Source organism: Rhizomicrobium sp. (assembly GCA_037200985.1).
Lineage (GTDB): Bacteria > Pseudomonadota > Alphaproteobacteria > Micropepsales > Micropepsaceae > Rhizomicrobium.
The window spans coordinates 2,429,645-2,445,283 of record JBBCGJ010000001.1; the positions used below are offsets into that span (position 1 = coordinate 2,429,645).

Genomic DNA, 15,639 nt, shown 5'->3' on the forward strand with positions numbered 1-15,639 from the left:
CGAAACGAAAGAAGCCCGCGGGGGAAACCCTGCGGGCTTCTTCTTTGCCCCGACGGCGAAGCGATCGGCCGCTCAGCCGGCGTCGGGCTTCTTCGCGAACACCGCGCGCAGCTTGTTGTCCTGGATCAGGCTGGAGAAGCCGGAAATCGTGTCGAAGCCCAGGCCGCGCGGCAGGCCGGTTTCGGGATCGGGCTCGACGGCGCCATAGGCGACGCTCTTGATCTTCTCCCATTTGCCGGCGGGCTTCTTGATCTCGAGCTGGACCACCGTGCCCTTGAGCACCAGCCGCACGATCGCCTCCGACGGCCGGGAGGGCTTGGTCAGGCTGAGATGGCCGGCGAGCGTCTGCCAGCCATTGGCGAGCGCCCAGGCGCTCAATTCGTCCTTGGTCATGGGGCCTTGTCCTCGGCTGCCGGCCGGTTCTACACGCTTTCCAGCGCACGCTTGAGGGCGCCGAGGTCGAAGGGCTTGGTGAGGATGACGGCGCCGGCGGGATTACCCTCGGTCTCGGTTTCGGTCGAATAGCCGCTGGCGATGACGATCCTGAGGTCGGGGCGCAGGCGCCGGGCCGTCGCCATCAACTCGTGGCCGCTCATGCCGGGAAGGCCGAGATCGGTCAGCAGGATTTCGATCGACGGGTCGCTGCGCAGCACCTCCAGCGCCTGGGGACCGTCGCCGGCCTCGGCGGTGTCGAAGCCGAGCTCCTGCGCCATGTCGACCGTCGTCATCCGGATCAGGCCGACATCCTCGACCACGAGCACACGGCGCCGTTGCGGGGACGCAGCGGCGGCGGGATCGGCGGCGGGCGGCGACGCCTCGTCGAGCAGGCTGCGGACCTTCCGGGCCAGATCGTCCTTGCGGTAGGGCTTGGACAAAAGGTGCGCGTCGTCGTCGAGGCGGCCGTTATGGACGATGGCGTTCTGCGTGTAGCCGGAAGTATAGAGCACTTTGAGGCCGGGGCGCAGCTCCTGCGCGCGGCGGGCGAATTCGCGGGTATTGAGCGGGCCGGGCATCACCACATCGGTGAAGAGCAGGTCGACGCGAGCACCGCTCGAGATCACCGCCAGACCCTGCTCGGCGCTTTCGGCCTTGAGCACCGCGTAACCGAGATCGCTCAGGATATCGACGACGGCGGCGCGCACGCCGGCATCGTCCTCCACCACAAGGATGGTCTCGTCGCCGCCCGCGGTCTGCGCGGTCGATACCGGATCGAGGCCTTCCTGCGGCTTTCGCGTGCGCGGCAGGTAGATCTTGACCGTCGTGCCCTGCCCCGGCTCGCTGTAGATCTTCACATGGCCGCCGGACTGCTTGACGAAGCCGTAGACCTGGCTGAGGCCGAGGCCCGTGCCCTTGCCTTCCGGCTTGGTGGTGAAGAAGGGGTCGAACACCCGCGCCACGACCTCCGGCGGCATGCCGGTGCCGGTGTCGCTGACGCCGAGCATGACGTATTGGCCGGCCGTGACCTCGGCGTGCTGGGCGGCATAGCTGTCGTCGAGATAGGCGTTGGCGAGCTCGATGGTGAGCTTGCCGCCGTCGGGCATCGCGTCGCGCGCGTTGATCGAGAGGTTGAGGATCGCGTTCTCCACCTGGCTGGGATCGACCAGGGTGTTCCAGAGGCCGCCCGAGACGATCGACTCGATCTCGACGCGCTCGCCCAGCGTGCGGCGGAGCAGGTCCGTCATGTCGTTGAGCAGCCGCCCCAGATTGGTCGAGCGCGGATCGAGCGCCTGGCGCCGCGCGAAGGCGAGGAGCTGGGCGGTCAGGCGCGAGCCGCGCTCGACGGCGGAGATCGCGTTCTGCAGCCGCTCGGCGGTCTTGGGATTGGCGCGCGCGTCGGCCGCGGCGAGGTCGAGATTGGCGCTGATGATCTGCAGGAGATTGTTGAAATCGTGCGCCACACCGCCGGTGAGCTGGCCCACGGCCTCCATCTTCTGCGATTGGCGCACGGCGGCTTCAGCGCGGACGCGGGCGGTGACGTCGGCCGCAGCGACCAGGAAGCCGGCGCCCGGAACGACGGCGCGATAGACGTCGAGCTCGCGCTCGGCGCGCGCAAAGCGCTCATAGCGGCTCTCGCCGCCGCCGGTGACCGCGACATCGGAGAAGGCGCGCCGCGATTGGCCGGCATCGAACTGCTTGAAGGTGTCGAGCGTGGCGCCGATGGCGGCGAGGCGCTCGGGAAAGTCCATCAGGCGGAAGAACACGTTGTTGAAGGCGGCGACCCGGTCGGCCTCGTCGAACACCAGGATGCCGTCGCGGATGTTGTCGAGGGTCGCCTGCAGGATGCTGGCCTGGCGGCGACGGATCGCCTCGCTGACCGCCAGCCGCGCATTGTTGCGCACGAGCATCCCGGCGGCCGCCAGGAGCCCGACGAGCGCCAGGATGCCCGCGAGAACGGCGCTCGCGATCTCGGCCCGCTCGACGTCGCGCCGCGTCTGGATGCGCTGGGCGAGCAGGCGGTCTTCCTCGGCAAGGCCGGCGGAAATGACGAGGCGCACCGCATCCATCGTGGCTTTGCCCCGGTCCATCAGCGCCATCAGGGCGGGCGACACCGCCTCGGTGGCATTGAGGGCGATCACGCGGTCGAGCAGGCGCAGCCGCCCCAGGACAAGGCCGCGCAGGGTGCGGGCGCGCGCCTGCTGATCGGGATTGTCGCGCGTCAGCGCCTCGAAGCGGTCCAGGTCGCGCGCGGTCCGCAATTTGGCGGCGCGGAACGGCAGGAGATAACTCGCTTTGTGGGTCAGCAGATAGCCGCGCTCGCCAGTCTCGGCATCGGCGGCGTCGGCGAGGACGGCGCGCAGCGAATCGATCGCCTGATAGGTGTGGACGATCCAGCCCTGCTCCTGCCGCTCGTTTTCGGCAAAGGCGGCGGTCAGATAGACGACGCCGGCGAGCACCAGAAACAATGGCACTGCCGCCAACAAAACCCACCGATTGGCGGCCACACCTTCCCCCAAGCCCATCACGCCGCTAGCACAACGCCGGTGAACTTAATCGGTTCCAAGATCGCTTCTCCGGTCTTGCTCGGCCACAATCCTACGAATTGGGGTGGCTTGCCAACCGGAGCCGCGCGGGACTGTACAGGCCCTCCTTCGCGAACGCTTCGGAGGGCAACCAACCTCCGCTGCGCGGCGAAGGCGGATGGTCGGAGAGAGAGGATTCGAACCTCCGGCCCCTAGCTCCCGAAGCTAGTGCTCTACCAGGCTGAGCTACTCTCCGATGCCGAACAGGCGCCGGGCAGCGCCTCTATCGTCCGCCGGCCCCAGGGGGCCCGGCGCGGGAGGCGACCTTATATAGAGGGCATTTGGGCGCCGCAACCGGCCTTCCAATCCGGCCGGAAGGTCTATTTGCCGGTCACCCGCCAGATCGTGTCGCCGACATCGTCGGCCACCAGAAGCGCGCCGGATTTGTCGATGACGACGCCGACCGGCCGCCCCTGGGCCTCGCCGCCCGGCGACAGGAAGCCGGTCAGGACCTCCTTCGGCTCGCCGCTCGGCTTGTCGCCCGCGAAGGGCACGAAGATCACGCGGTAGCCGGCGCGGGGGTTCCTGTTCCACGAGCCGTGCTGGCCGATGAAGATGCCGTGGGCGTAGTCCGGCCCGAGCTTCGCCGGATCGGAGAAGACCAGGCCCAGCGACGCCGTGTGGGCGCCCAGCGCGTAGTCGGGCGCGGTCGCCTTCGCCACCAGGTCGGGGCGCTGGGGCTGCATCCGCACGTCGACATGCTGGCCGTAATAGCTGTAGGGCCAGCCATAGAAGCCGCCGTCCTTCACGCTCGTCATGTAGTCGGGGACGAGGTCACTGCCGATCTCGTCGCGCTCATTGACCGTCACCCACAGCGTGTCGGTGCCGGGCAGCCAGTCCATGCCGTTGGGATTGCGGATGCCGGAGGCGAAGATGCGGTGCCGGCCGGTCTTGAGGTCGATCTCCCAGATCGCGGCGCGGCCGGCCTCGGCTGCGATGCCGTTTTCTCCGACATTGGAGTTCGAGCCGACCGTGACATAGAGCCTGGTGCCGTCGCGGCCGGCGATGACGTTCTTGGTCCAGTGATGGTTGATCGTGCCGGCCGGCAAATCGACGATCCTGGTGCCCGCGCCGGAAATCGACGTCTCGCCGTCGTGATAGGCAAAGCGCAGCACGGCATCGGTGTCGGCGACATAGAAATCGTTGCCGACCAGCGTCATTCCGAAGGGCGAGTTGAGGCCGGAGAGGAAGACGAAGCGCTTGTCGGCGACGCCGTCGCCGTCGGTGTCGCGCAGCAGGAGGATGCGGTTGGGGCTATCGGTGGACGCGCCGGCGCCGCCCATGATGATGCCGGCGACAAAGCCGCGGATGCCTTTCATGTCGTCCGGCTTGGGCGGGGAATTGGTCTCGGCCACCAGCACGTCGCCGTTCGGCAGCACATAGAGCCAGCGCGGATGGGTGAGCTTGTCGGCGAAGGCGGCGACGGCAAGGCCTGTGGCGGGTGTGGGCTTGGTGCCCGCCGGCCAGCCGACGCCCTTGGCCTGGTTGATGGTGGGGATGAGCGTCGGGTTGGGCGCGGGAAGCTCGGGCCGGGGGCCGTAGCCGGCCAGGGCGGGCAGCTTCGCCGTGTCGCCGGCCGTCCACAGCAGCGCGGCGCCGGCCGCGACGGCGACGACCGCGAGAATTCCGATCCATTTCAGGATGCGCATGTCTTCACCGTTCGTTGCGCCGCTCCGGGCGGGAACGTGAGCCTATACCTTTCGTTCCGGCTCAGACACGGGCGCGCCGGGCCGCGGCGTCGATCGCATCGACGATGGCCGGGAAGAGCGGCGCCGGCAGGTCGTGGCCCATGCCCGGAATCTCGCGCAGCTCCGCGCCCGCGATACTGGCGGCGGTGTCGCGGCCGCCCTCCACCGGCACCAGCGGATCGTCGGTGCCGTGCACGACGACGGTCGGCGCCGCGATGTTCTTCAGCGCGGCGCGGCGATCGCCGCAGGCGACCACCGCCGCCATCTGGCGCGTGATGCCGACGGGATAGATCGCGCGGTTGAGATCGGCCTTGATCTGGTGCTTCAGCATGCCCTCGTCCGGCGGATAGCCGGGGCTGGCGATCAGCGTCTGGGTCTTGAGCGTGTGTTCGAGCAGCGTCTTGAAATCATCGCCCTGCGGCACCGACATCAGCGCGGCCAGGATCTCGGGCTTGGCGGGCGGCAGGCCGGGATTGCCGGTCGAGGACATGATCGAGGTCAGCGACAGAACGCGGTCCGGATGATTGGCGGCGACGAGCTGCGCTATCATGCCGCCCATCGAGGCGCCGACGATATGGGCGCGTTGGACCTTCAGCGCGTCGAGCAGGCCGACGGCATCGTCCGCCATGTCGTCCAGCGTGTAGGCGGCGTCCGGCTTCCTGCCGGCCATCATGGCGGCGACGATGGCCTGGAGATCGGCGGGCCCGGCCGCGTCGAATTTCTCGCTGAGGCCGACGTCGCGATTGTCGAACGTCACCACGCGATAGCCCTTGGCGACCAGCAGCTGGATGAAGGCGAGCGGCCAACGCGTCATCTGCGCGCCCAGCCCCATGATCAGAAGGACGGTCTGCGCACTTTCCGGCCCGTAGGAGAGATATTCGATCCGGATACCGTTGGCGGTGGTCTGCGGCATGGCGATCCTCGCGCTGGGACGGGCAATTCGAACCAAGCCCGCGCCCTAGGTCAAGCAAGGGCGCGAAAACGGTTGGGTTTGCGCGGACCTTGGGGCAAAAGGGGCCCGGCAACCAGAACCGGGTCCGTCATGCGCGAACTCTTCGTCATCTTCTCGACCGTCTTCCTGGCGGAGCTCGGCGACAAGACGCAGCTCGCGACGCTGCTGTTCGCCAGCGACGAGAAGAACTCCGCCTGGCCGGTGTTCTTCGCGGCGGCGGCGGCGCTGGTGCTCTCAACCGCCATCGCGGTGGTGCTGGGCACGATGGCGGAGCGCTATCTGACGTTCGTTCCCTTAAAGCTGATCGCCGGCCTCGGCTTCATCGCCATCGGCGTGTGGACGGTGGCGTCGCACTTCCGCGGGGCGTGATCACTCCGCCGCAGCCGGCAGGCGGCGCAGCGGCCTGATCCGCGCCACATCGGCGGCGATCCGCCGCTTGGCCTCCATCGTGTCGTAGGCATTCTGGAGGCGGAGGAAAAAACCCTCCGAAAGGCCGAAGAACCGAGAGAGCCTGAGATCGGTGTCGGCGGTGACGGCGCGCGATCCCTTGACGATGGCGTGGATGCGGTTCGCCGGTACGCGGATGGACGACGCCAGCGCGTTCTGGCTGAGGCCGGTTTCGTCGAGGAATTCGGTCTTCAAAATCTCGCCGGGATGCGGATTGCGCAGCAATTTCATCTTCGCCTCAATGATAGTCCACGATCTCGACGTCATGCGCGTCGCCGTCCTGCCAGCGAAAGCAGATGCGCCATTGGTCGTTGATCCGCACGCTGTACTGGCCTCGCCGGTCGCCGCGTAACGCCTCCAGCCGGTTGCCCGGCGGATTGCGCAGGTCAGTCACCGTGGCGGCCGCGTCGATCAGGCGGAGCTTGACCAGCGCCCGCTGCTGAATGTCGGGCGGAAACCGTCCCGCCGGCCGACCCGACCAAATCCGCTCGGTATGCCTGCAGCGGAAAGACCGGATCATGCCGGCATGCTATCCCGGTACGCGGTACGTATCAAGGATAAGCGGGGGCTATTTGTAGATCAGGCTGATCGTCTCGGCGATGCAGGCGGGGCGGGTCTGGCCTTCGATCTCGATCGTCACCTCGTTCGTGAGCTGCATGCCGCCGGCCTTGGGCTCGGCACCGAGCAGCTTCTGGCGGGCGCGGACCTTCGAGCCCACCGGCACCATGTTGGTGAAGCGCACCTTGTTGGAGCCGTAATTGATGCCGCGCGTCACCCCGTCGATGCGCAGCATGCCGCCGGTCAGCCACGGGATCAGCGACAGCGTCAGATAGCCGTGCGCGATGGTCTTGCCGCCGGGCATGAACTGCTTGGCGCGCTCGACATCGACATGGATCCATTGATGGTCGCCGGTCGCGTCGGCGAAGGCGTTGATGCGCTCCTGGGTGATCTCCACCCAGTCGGACACGCCGATCTCCCGGCCGGCGAGCGCGGCGACGGTTTCGAAGGTTGCGGTTTGCATGGTTCTGTCTCCTATGGAAATTGAATTTTCCCGACTGTCATTCCCGCGTAGGCGGGAATCCAGTCTTGGCCATCCGCCCAGTCGCTGGATGCCCGCCTTCGCGGGCATGACAAACCCGGATCATGGATCGAGCTCTCCGGCGATTTCGCGCACGCGGGCTTCGAGGCTCCTGATCGGGCCGTCTTCGATCCCGCGTTCGGCCAGGTGCCGCGCCGTGCGGTAGAGATAGGCGCGGTTGGTGCCGAGCGGACCTTGCGCCTTCGCGATGCGCCACGCCGCGACGTCCTGCGCCAGCGCGCCCTCATAGCGCGGATGATAGCGGTTGACGACGAAGGTCAAGGCGCGCGTGCGGCCCTCGCCCTCGATGTCGGCACCGACCCAGCGCGGCTCGTAGACGCCGGACAGCATCTCGCGCATCCACAGGATCGACAGCTCGCTCTCGACGTCGGAAGCGGCGATGCGATGGGCGATGCCGGTCACCGAGCCGCCGCGGTCGATGCCGAGCAGCAGGCCGGGCCGCTCCATCGTGCCGCGCCCGACGCGCTGGGCGATGCAGAACAGACGGTGATAGCCGCGCACATGCGCCTTGGCGCTTTGCGCGACCTTGATCGCCGGATTCCACATCAGCGAGCCATAGCCGAACACCCAGGCGTCGCCGCCTTCCGGCACGCTGCGGCGGATGAGGCTCAGCGAGGCGCGGCGCGCCTCCTCCGACATCAGGGGAATGCCGCCGCGCGCGATGGCGGCGTCGGCGATGCGGCGCACGCGCTCGGGCGTGAAGTCCTCGCGCCTGAGTTCGCGGCCGAGCGGCTGGAACGGGTCTTCGGGTTTCTGCTCTTCGTCAGACAATGCGCGACTCGCGTTTTCCCCAATAGCGGTCCCGGATCAGCCTCTTGTAGAGCTTGCCGGTCGGATGGCGCGGCAGCTCCGGGTCGAAATCGACGGACCTCGGACATTTGATCGGGGAAAGCCGCTCGCGGCAATAGGCGATGAGCTCCTGCGCGAATTCCGGCGTCGCGTCCTTCCAGTCGAGCGGCTGGACCACGGCCTTAACCTCCTCGCCGAAATCCTCGTTCGGCACGCCGATCACCGCGACGTCGGCGACCCTGGGATGGGTGATCAGGAGATTCTCCGCTTCCTGCGGATAGATGTTGACGCCGCCGGAAATGATCATGAACGCCTTGCGGTCGGTCAGATAGAGATAGCCGTCGGCGTCGAGCTTGCCGACATCGCCCAGCGTCGACCAGTCGGGATGCAGCGGATGGCGGCTCTCGGCCGTCTTCTTCGGATCGTTGTGATAGCTGAACTGCGCGGCGGAGGCGAAATAGATCGTGCCTTCCTCGCCGGCGGCAAGCTCGTTGCCGTCCTCGTCGCAGATATGGACCGGCGCGAGCAACGGCTTGCCGACGGTGCCGGGATGGGTGAGCCAGTCGGCGGAGTTGACGTAGCACATGCCGTTGCCCTCGGTACCGGCATAGTATTCGTGCAGCACCGGTCCCCACCAGTCGATCATCCTGCGCTTGACCTCGATCGGGATGGGAGCCGCGGCATGGATCGCCGACTTCATCGAGGAGACGTCGTATTTGAGGCGCTGCTCGTCGGGCATCTTCAGCATACGGACGAACATGGTCGGCACCCACTGGCTGGCGGAGGCCTTGTAGCGCGCGATGGCGGCGAGCGCGGCCTCGGCGTCGAAATGCTCCATCACCACGACGGTGGCGCCGAGGCGCTGCACCGCCATCGAATAGTGCAAGGGGGCGGCGTGATAGAGCGGCGCGGGCGACAGATAGATCGAATTCTCGTCGATGCCGTAGAGCATCGTGACGAGGCCGACCAGCGGCGCCGGCGTATCGATGGGAAGACCCGACAGCGGCTGGCGCACGCCCTTCGGCCGTCCCGTGGTGCCGGAGGAGTAGAGCATCGCGGCGCCGGCGGTCTCGTCGGCGATGCGCGCGGCCGGCATCTTCGCGGTCTCGTCCTCATACGAGGCGTAGCCGTGGATCGTGCCGCCGACCATCAGCAGCGTCACGCCGGGGATCAGCGGGGCGACTTCGGCGGCGACCTTGGCGAGGCTGTGGCCGGCGATGAGGACCGTCGCATTCGCGTCCTTGACGATGTACTCGACCTCGCCGGCGGTGAGGCGCGAGGATATCGCGGTGAAATAGAGGCCGGCGCGCTGGGCGGCCCAGCAGAGCTCGTGATAGCGGGCATTGTTCTCCATGAAGATGCAGACGCCGTCGCCGGCTTTCAGGCCGAGGGCGCGGAAAAGCTGCGCGCCGCGGTTGGAGCGCTCCTCGAGCTCGCGATAGGTAACGGTCTCGCCCGTCGCGGCCATGATGACGGCGGGCTTGTCGGGCGTCTTCTGGGCGGCAATCGTCGGATGCATGCGCGTTTCCCGGTGATTTCTGAATATCGTTGCGAGATTTGTAGGGCGCGGCGGGCGGGCGCGTAAAGGACACTGACGCAGCCGTCAGGTTGACAGGCGCCGCCGCGCCCGCCACATCGGGGCATGTCCGAATTCGTGCGCAAGAAAATGGCGCTCGCCGATGGCGAGGTCTCGTATCTGGACGGCGCGGCCGACGCGCCGCTGCTGCACTTCGCGCATGCGACGGGGTTCAATGCCGAGACCTGTCGAGGCTTGTTGACGCCGCTGCAGGGCCGCTTTCGCGTCGCCGCCGCCGATCTGCGCGGACATGGATTTACGACGTTGCCGGCGCCACCGGGGCCGCTGGCCGGCTGGTTCACCTTCGGGAACGATCTGGCCGCCATCCTCGATGTGCTCGCGGCCGGTCCGGCGGTGCTCGCCGGTCATTCCATGGGCGCGATCACCAGCCTGATGGTCGCTGCGGCGCGGCCGGACCTGGTGCGCGGTCTTGTCCTCGTGGAGCCGGTGCTGGTGCCGCGCTTCAGCCGGCAGATCGCCGCCGCGATGCGCCTGCTCGGGCGGACGCCGCCCGCCAACACGAACCTCGCGGCGCTGGCGGCGAAGCGGCGCGCGATCTTTCCGTCGTTCGAAGCGGCGCTGTCGGCCTATCGCAGCCGGGGGGCGTTCAAGACCTGGCCGGACGAGACGCTCGCCGATTATCTGCGCGGGGGGCTTCTCCCGACCGGCAACGGGACGGAGATGCGGCTCGCCTGCGAGCCGGCATGGGAGTCGTCGGTGTTCCAGCACGCGCCGCCGGGCATCGCGCGGCTGGCGCGACAGGTGCGCTGTCCGCTGACGCTGCTCTATGCGGGAGACGGCACGGCGCGCGAGCACGAGGTGCGGATGGTGGCGCGGCTTCACGGCGATGCGCGGACGATCAAGGTGCCGGGCACGACGCATTTCCTGCCGATGGAACGGCCCGACGTGGTGCAGGACGAGATCGCGCGCATGGGGCGGATAACGGGATAGATCGCGCGAAGCGCAAACAAAGAGGATTCACGCGGAGCCGCGGAGTCGCGGAGGTCTTCATGAGCCTCCGCGACTCCGCGGCTCCGCGTGAATCTTTATATTGGCGCGCAAGCGCGCCGAGCAGTCTCGTGCGCCCGCAGATGCGGGCGCGATGGGTCCCGGGCCTCGCTACGCTCGCCCGGGATGACATTTCTTTCTTATGGATCGACGAGGGTTCAACCCGCCACGTCGCTCATCGTCGGCGCAACGTTTGCTTTCGGATCGAGAGGCTGCGGGCGGAAGGCCTCGGCGGCCTTCTGCGCCGCCGCCTTGTCGTCCGGCGAAAGCTGCGAACCCAGCGCGTCGATGCGCGAACGGGACTCGGCGTCGCCGCTCGCCGCCGCGATCGCGTACCACTTGTAGGCGTCGAGCAGGCTCTGCGGCACGCCCATGCCGCGCTCGTAGAGGACAGCGAGGTTGAACTCCGAATCGGCGAGGCCGAGCGCCGCGGCCTTGGAGAACCAGCGCGCCGCCTCGGCGAGGTTCTTCGCCGTGCCCGTGCCGGAGGAATAGGCGACGGCGAGGTTGTGCATCGCCTTGCGGTTGCCCGCCTGCGCGGCAAGCTGATACCAGTGCACCGCGCGCGCCGGATCGGCCTTCACGCCGCGGCCGCGCTCATACATCGTGCCCAGGCGATATTGCGCGACCGCCAGGCCCTGTTCGGCGGCGCGCTCCAGCCATTTGGCGGCGTCGGGCTCGCTCACCGCGACGCCGTCGCCGTCGAGATATTTGAGGCCGACGATCAATTCCGCCCGGCCGTTGCCGGCATTCGCCTGCGCGGTCAGATTGTCGAGCGGCGTCAGGGCAGCGGCTTGTGCCGGCTTGGGCAAGGTCGCGGCGGGAGCGGGCGCCGGGGCGGCCGGGGCCGGCGCGGCGGGAACGGCCCGGACCGGCGCCGGCTTGACCGTCTGGGGCGGGGCAAGCGGCTTGACCGTCGCGGCCGCGACATCACCGCCATCGGCCAGGGGAGTCGTATCGCTGGTGGCACGGATCGGCGCGTCGGCCTTCGGGAAGAGCATGCTGACGCTGTGCGAGGAATTCGAGGACAGTTTCTGGCTGAGGAGCGCGCCGGCGGCGATGGCGATCACCGCCAGCAACACGATGAGCGCGATCCAGACGAGGGTCTTGCGCGAGCCGGCCTTGGCCGGCGCGGGCGACGCGGCCGCAGCCCCCCAGGAGAAGCCGCTCATGCGGCCGCCGCGTTCGGTCTCGGCCTGGGCGGCGGCGGCGCGCGCCGAGCGGCGCGCGGCGGACAGATAGTTCGCGGGATCCTCGGCCACCGGCGGAGGCGGCGCGGCGGAGAACGGATCGGCGCCGAAGCCGCCGCCGAAGCTCGCATCGGCCGTGCCGAAGGCGGCGGCCGTGGCGGTCTGCTCGAAGCCCTGCGGCGCGAAGGGGTCGGCGCCGGCCTGGAAGGGATGGGCGGCGTCGGCGAAGGGCGGCGCCTCGAAGTTCTGCTGCGGGGCGAAGGCCGGCGGCGGCGCGAAAGCGGGCTGCGGTGCCGCGAAGGGATGCGCCGTCTCGGCCGGGGCGAAGGGGCTGGGCTTGTCGATCGCAGCGCGCAGTTCGGCGACCTGGTCGCGCTGACGGGCCTCGGTCGCATCGATGCGCTGGGCGAGGCGCTTGAGATTGTCCTCGAGCGCGTCGTTGTGCGACGGCGATTCGAAGCGGCTGACGATGTCGGACAGGCTGCGCTCGATGCTCGACAGCCGGCGGTCGATCGCGGGATCCGGTCCGCGCGCTTCGACGCGCGCGAAATTGTCTTCGAGGCGGGCAATGGCGCTCGCGGTCTCGCTGTCGCGGCGCAGCGCGGCGGCTTCCTCGTCCTTGCGCGCCTCGATGCTCTGCACGGCATGGGCGAGGACGTCGTTGCTGGCCTGGGCGGCGCGTTCGACCGCGCGCAGGCGCTCGTCGATCGCCGACACATGGGACACGCGCTGGTCGATCTGCGCGACCTTGTAGTCGATCTGCCCGACGCGTTCGTCGATGCCGCGCGTCGCCTGCTCGCTCTCCTGGCGGGCCTGGGCGAGGCGGGCGGCGAGCGCTTCGAGATTGGTCGCGAGCGCGCCGATCTGCGTGGCGGACTGGTTGGCGGTGGCGGAGATCTGGTCGGCGAGGCGGGAGAGGCCCTGGTGCAGGCCCTTGATCGCGTCGCGGGTGCCTTCGCTGGCATTGGCGCGCTCGACGCGTTCCATGCGGTCGGCCAGGCCCATGACGCTGCCGCCGAGCTGGTCGAAGGCCTGGGCCTGCTCGCGCGCGGCGACGTTGATCTCGGCCGCGGCCTTGCTCATGGCGCGGTTGTTTTCGGTCTGGTTGCGCTCGGCGGATTCGAGGCGGCGCGCGACGCTGCGCAACTGCTCCTCGATGCGGCGATAGACGTCGTTGCTCTCGGTCTCGCTGCGCGCGACGCGAGCCAGCATGTCCTCGGTATCGCGGCGCTGCGCGCTGACGCGCGGCTCCGGCGCGATGGCGTAGCCGCCATTGCTCGGCGGGGCGACATAGCAGCCGCCATTGGAGGACCATTGTTCGCGGGCTGGGGTCATATCGTCCGGTGTGTCGGAAAAGCTGCGGAGGATTCTCCGGGTCATCCATTCGCCGACGGACAGGCCTTCCCGGCGCGCTGCGGCTCTCGCGGCTTCGCGGGCCTCGGACGGTATGCCCGCCACGTTCCAGGGTATGTCAGGCCGCATGTCGACTCACTTAGCACCGCACCCACGACAATAAGTACCGGTGTCAAGATGTGGTGTAAAGAATGGTTAGTCACCCGATTTGCAGAGGTCACTCCGATGGACCGATGCAAAACGGACAATCCGCTATCAGCGTTAATGTGAAGTTAGCGACCTACGCCCGCCCGGTGCAGCTCATCCTCGAGATGACCGGTGGCCCAGAGCCAGGCCATGCGGAAATCCGAGACCAGCGACCACAAGGGATAGGTGAAGGTCGCGGGGCGGTTCTTCTCCACGAAGAAATGGGCGACCCATGCCGGGCCGTAGCCGGCCAGGAGCGCGACGAGGCCGAGCCAGGACTTGCCGGACGCCAGCGCCGCAAAGAGGCAAGCCAGCGCGAGGCCGGTGCCGAGGAAATGCAGGTTGCGGGTCGCGGGCCTGGCGTGTTCCTGAAGATAGTAGGGCCAGAAATCGCGATAGGTCGAGATCGGACGGTTGGTGATGGCCGACATCAATGTCCTCCTTCGCTGCCGCGCAAGGCGGCCGCCGGCGGCTTGGGCGGCGCCAAGGAGTCCTTGCCGGCCTTCGCGTCCGGCATCGGCGTCACGACGGGCGGCGGCGCGCCGTCCTCGTGCGGGCCGAGGCCGAGATCGGTCGAGAAGAGCTGCGTAACATAGATCGTGTCGCCGTTCACCGCCGCGCCGACGCCGGTGCGGTTGTAGTCGGCGAAGGAGAGGTTCTCCTTGTGCGGCTTGCTGGCGAGCCAGCTATCGACGAAGCGCTGCGCCATCGCGTTCACGTCGATCGCGACCGCCGGCGTGTAGTGCTGCGCCGCCATGTTTTCCCCGAGAAGCCCCTGGAAACGCGCATCTTCCGCCATCAGCAGGCTGGCCGAGGTGTCGCCGTTGGGCGCGGTGTGCGCGAAATAATTCTTCGTCGCCATATCGGCGGCGCGCTTGCGCGCGATGTCCGACAATTCGGGATCGATCATCAGCGAGCGGGCGTTGGGATCGATGCGCGAGCGCTGATCGGCGACGAGAATGGCGATGCGCTCCTCGAGCGCCGGCATCAGCGTCTTGGGATCGGGCGGCGGCGGCACCACCGCGGTCTCGAAGGTCGAACATCCCGCGAGCAACAGCAGCAGGAACGCGGGAGCAAGCCGGCGCATGCCTATTGCAGGATCTCGAACAGCCCGGCCGCGCCCATGCCGCCGCCGATGCACATGGTGACGACGCCGAGCTTGGCCTTGCGTCGCCGCCCTTCGAGCAGAAGATGGCCCGTCATGCGCGCGCCCGACATGCCGTAGGGATGGCCGATGGAGATCGCGCCGCCGTCGACATTGCACTTCTCGTGCGGAATGCCGAGCACGTCCATGCAGTAGACGGTCTGGCTGGCGAAGGCCTCGTTGAGCTCCCACAGGTCGATGTCCGCGACGGTGAGGCCGTGGCGCTTGAGCAGGCGCGGCACGGCATAGATCGGGCCGACGCCCATCTCGTCCGGCTCGCAGCCGGCGATCGCGAACCCCCGGAAAATACCTAGCGGTGCGATGCCGCGCCTGGACGCCTCGGCGCCGTCCATCACGACCACGGCGGCCGCGCCGTCGGCGAACTGGGAGGCGTTGCCGGCGGTGATGTATTTGCCCTGGGCGACCTGCCGGCCGCCGCTGAACACCGGCTTGAGGGCTTTCAGGCCTTCGAGCGTGGTATCGGGGCGGTTGCCCTCGTCGCGGTCGACGGTGACGTCGACGATGCTTTCCGTGCCGGTCGCCCGGTCGACCTTCTTCATCTTGGTCTTCAGGGGGACGATCTCGTCCTTGAACTTGCCGGCCTGCTGGGCGGCGGCGGTGCGGCGCTGGCTTTCCAGGGAATATTCGTCCTGGCGGTCGCGGGAAATCTTATAGCGCTCGGCGACGATCTCGGCGGTCTCGATCATCGACATCCACAGCGCCGGCTTCACCTGCATCAGGTGTTCCTCGGTGAAATGGTTGAGGTTCATGCTGCCGCCCATCTGGACCAGCGAGATCGATTCGACGCCCGAGCCGATGGCGACCGCCGTGCCCTCGGTCATGATCTGCTGCGCCGCCATGGCGATGGCGTTGAGGCCGGAAGAACAGAAGCGGTTGATCGTGACGCCCGCCGTGGTGACCGGGCAGCCGGCCCAGATCGCGCTGGCGCGGGCGATGTTGTTGCCGGTGGCGCCCTCGGGCAGGGCGCAGCCCATATAGACGTCCTCGACCTCCGCCGGGTCGATCTTCGCGTTGGCGATGGCGCTCTTGATCGCGTGGCCGCCCATGGTGGCGCCATGGGTGATGTTGAAGCCGCCGCGCACGGATTTGGCGAGACCGGTGCGCGCGGTCGAAACGATGACGGCGTCTTTCATGGGAGGCTCCGAAGGGGGCGGGCGGAAACTAGC

At 68.2% G+C, this 15,639-nt stretch carries 15 protein-coding genes and 1 tRNA gene; 2 read left to right on the forward strand and 14 right to left on the reverse strand.

Annotated elements, in window-relative coordinates; genetic code table 11:
- Positions 1–72 precede the first annotated feature (72 nt).
- From WDN01_11880 to WDN01_11900, 5 genes are all read right to left on the reverse strand, one after another.
- On the reverse strand, positions 73–393 hold the full coding sequence (locus tag WDN01_11880; protein ID MEJ0026718.1) for a hypothetical protein: 321 nt from the start codon (positions 391–393) through the stop codon (positions 73–75).
- A 29-nt stretch (positions 394–422) separates the two neighbouring features.
- Positions 423–2,909, reverse strand: coding sequence for a CHASE3 domain-containing protein (locus tag WDN01_11885; protein ID MEJ0026719.1), 2,487 nt, complete (start codon positions 2,907–2,909; stop codon positions 423–425).
- Between the two features lie 230 nt (positions 2,910–3,139).
- Positions 3,140–3,216 (reverse strand) — tRNA-Pro (locus tag WDN01_11890).
- Positions 3,217–3,340: 124 nt separating this feature from the next.
- Positions 3,341–4,669 (reverse strand): sorbosone dehydrogenase family protein, encoded by a 1,329-nt coding sequence (locus WDN01_11895; GenBank protein ID MEJ0026720.1) that lies wholly within the window; start codon positions 4,667–4,669, stop codon positions 3,341–3,343.
- A gap of 61 nt (positions 4,670–4,730) precedes the next feature.
- Positions 4,731–5,621, reverse strand: a complete 891-nt coding sequence (locus WDN01_11900) for an alpha/beta hydrolase (GenBank protein MEJ0026721.1) — start codon at positions 5,619–5,621, stop codon at positions 4,731–4,733.
- Between the two features lie 129 nt (positions 5,622–5,750).
- Between WDN01_11900 and WDN01_11905 the strand changes: the two genes are divergently transcribed.
- On the forward strand, positions 5,751–6,029 hold the full coding sequence (locus WDN01_11905; protein ID MEJ0026722.1) for a TMEM165/GDT1 family protein: 279 nt from the start codon (positions 5,751–5,753) through the stop codon (positions 6,027–6,029).
- On the opposite strand, the gene WDN01_11910 is transcribed toward WDN01_11905, so the two are convergent.
- The 5 genes from WDN01_11910 to WDN01_11930 all read right to left on the reverse strand — a co-directional run bounded on the left by WDN01_11910 (position 6,030) and on the right by WDN01_11930 (position 9,514).
- Positions 6,030–6,338: a HigA family addiction module antitoxin gene (locus WDN01_11910; protein MEJ0026723.1), complete on the reverse strand. Its 309-nt coding sequence runs from the start codon at positions 6,336–6,338 to the stop codon at positions 6,030–6,032.
- A 7-nt stretch (positions 6,339–6,345) separates the two neighbouring features.
- Positions 6,346–6,627 (reverse strand): type II toxin-antitoxin system RelE/ParE family toxin, encoded by a 282-nt coding sequence (locus WDN01_11915; GenBank protein ID MEJ0026724.1) that lies wholly within the window; start codon positions 6,625–6,627, stop codon positions 6,346–6,348.
- Positions 6,628–6,675: 48 nt separating this feature from the next.
- Positions 6,676–7,128, reverse strand: coding sequence for a MaoC family dehydratase (locus WDN01_11920; protein ID MEJ0026725.1), 453 nt, complete (start codon positions 7,126–7,128; stop codon positions 6,676–6,678).
- A gap of 120 nt (positions 7,129–7,248) precedes the next feature.
- Positions 7,249–7,977 (reverse strand): gamma-glutamylcyclotransferase, encoded by a 729-nt coding sequence (locus WDN01_11925; protein MEJ0026726.1) that lies wholly within the window; start codon positions 7,975–7,977, stop codon positions 7,249–7,251.
- Entirely contained in the window at positions 7,970–9,514 is a 1,545-nt protein-coding gene (locus WDN01_11930; GenBank protein MEJ0026727.1) for an AMP-binding protein, read from the reverse strand. The genes WDN01_11925 and WDN01_11930 overlap by 8 nt, the downstream gene beginning before the upstream one ends.
- A 123-nt stretch (positions 9,515–9,637) precedes the next feature.
- On the opposite strand from WDN01_11930, the gene WDN01_11935 reads away from it, so the two are divergent.
- Positions 9,638–10,522 (forward strand): alpha/beta hydrolase, encoded by an 885-nt coding sequence (locus tag WDN01_11935; protein MEJ0026728.1) that lies wholly within the window; start codon positions 9,638–9,640, stop codon positions 10,520–10,522.
- Positions 10,523–10,737: 215 nt separating this feature from the next.
- Here the strand turns inward: WDN01_11935 and WDN01_11940 are convergent, their stop codons facing one another.
- The 4 genes from WDN01_11940 to WDN01_11955 all read right to left on the reverse strand — a co-directional run bounded on the left by WDN01_11940 (position 10,738) and on the right by WDN01_11955 (position 15,606).
- Entirely contained in the window at positions 10,738–13,104 is a 2,367-nt protein-coding gene (locus tag WDN01_11940; GenBank protein MEJ0026729.1) for a hypothetical protein, read from the reverse strand.
- Between the two features lie 290 nt (positions 13,105–13,394).
- Positions 13,395–13,739 (reverse strand): DUF962 domain-containing protein, encoded by a 345-nt coding sequence (locus WDN01_11945; GenBank protein MEJ0026730.1) that lies wholly within the window; start codon positions 13,737–13,739, stop codon positions 13,395–13,397.
- The gene (locus WDN01_11950) at positions 13,739–14,395 is read right to left on the reverse strand and encodes a CAP domain-containing protein (GenBank protein MEJ0026731.1); all 657 of its coding nucleotides are present in this window, start codon (positions 14,393–14,395) and stop codon (positions 13,739–13,741) included. The genes WDN01_11945 and WDN01_11950 overlap by 1 nt, the downstream gene beginning before the upstream one ends.
- A 2-nt stretch (positions 14,396–14,397) precedes the next feature.
- Positions 14,398–15,606 carry an acetyl-CoA C-acyltransferase gene (locus WDN01_11955; GenBank protein ID MEJ0026732.1) on the reverse strand — a complete coding sequence of 403 codons (1,209 nt, stop codon included), beginning with the start codon at positions 15,604–15,606 and terminating at the stop codon, positions 14,398–14,400.
- Positions 15,607–15,639: the final 33 nt, after the last annotated feature.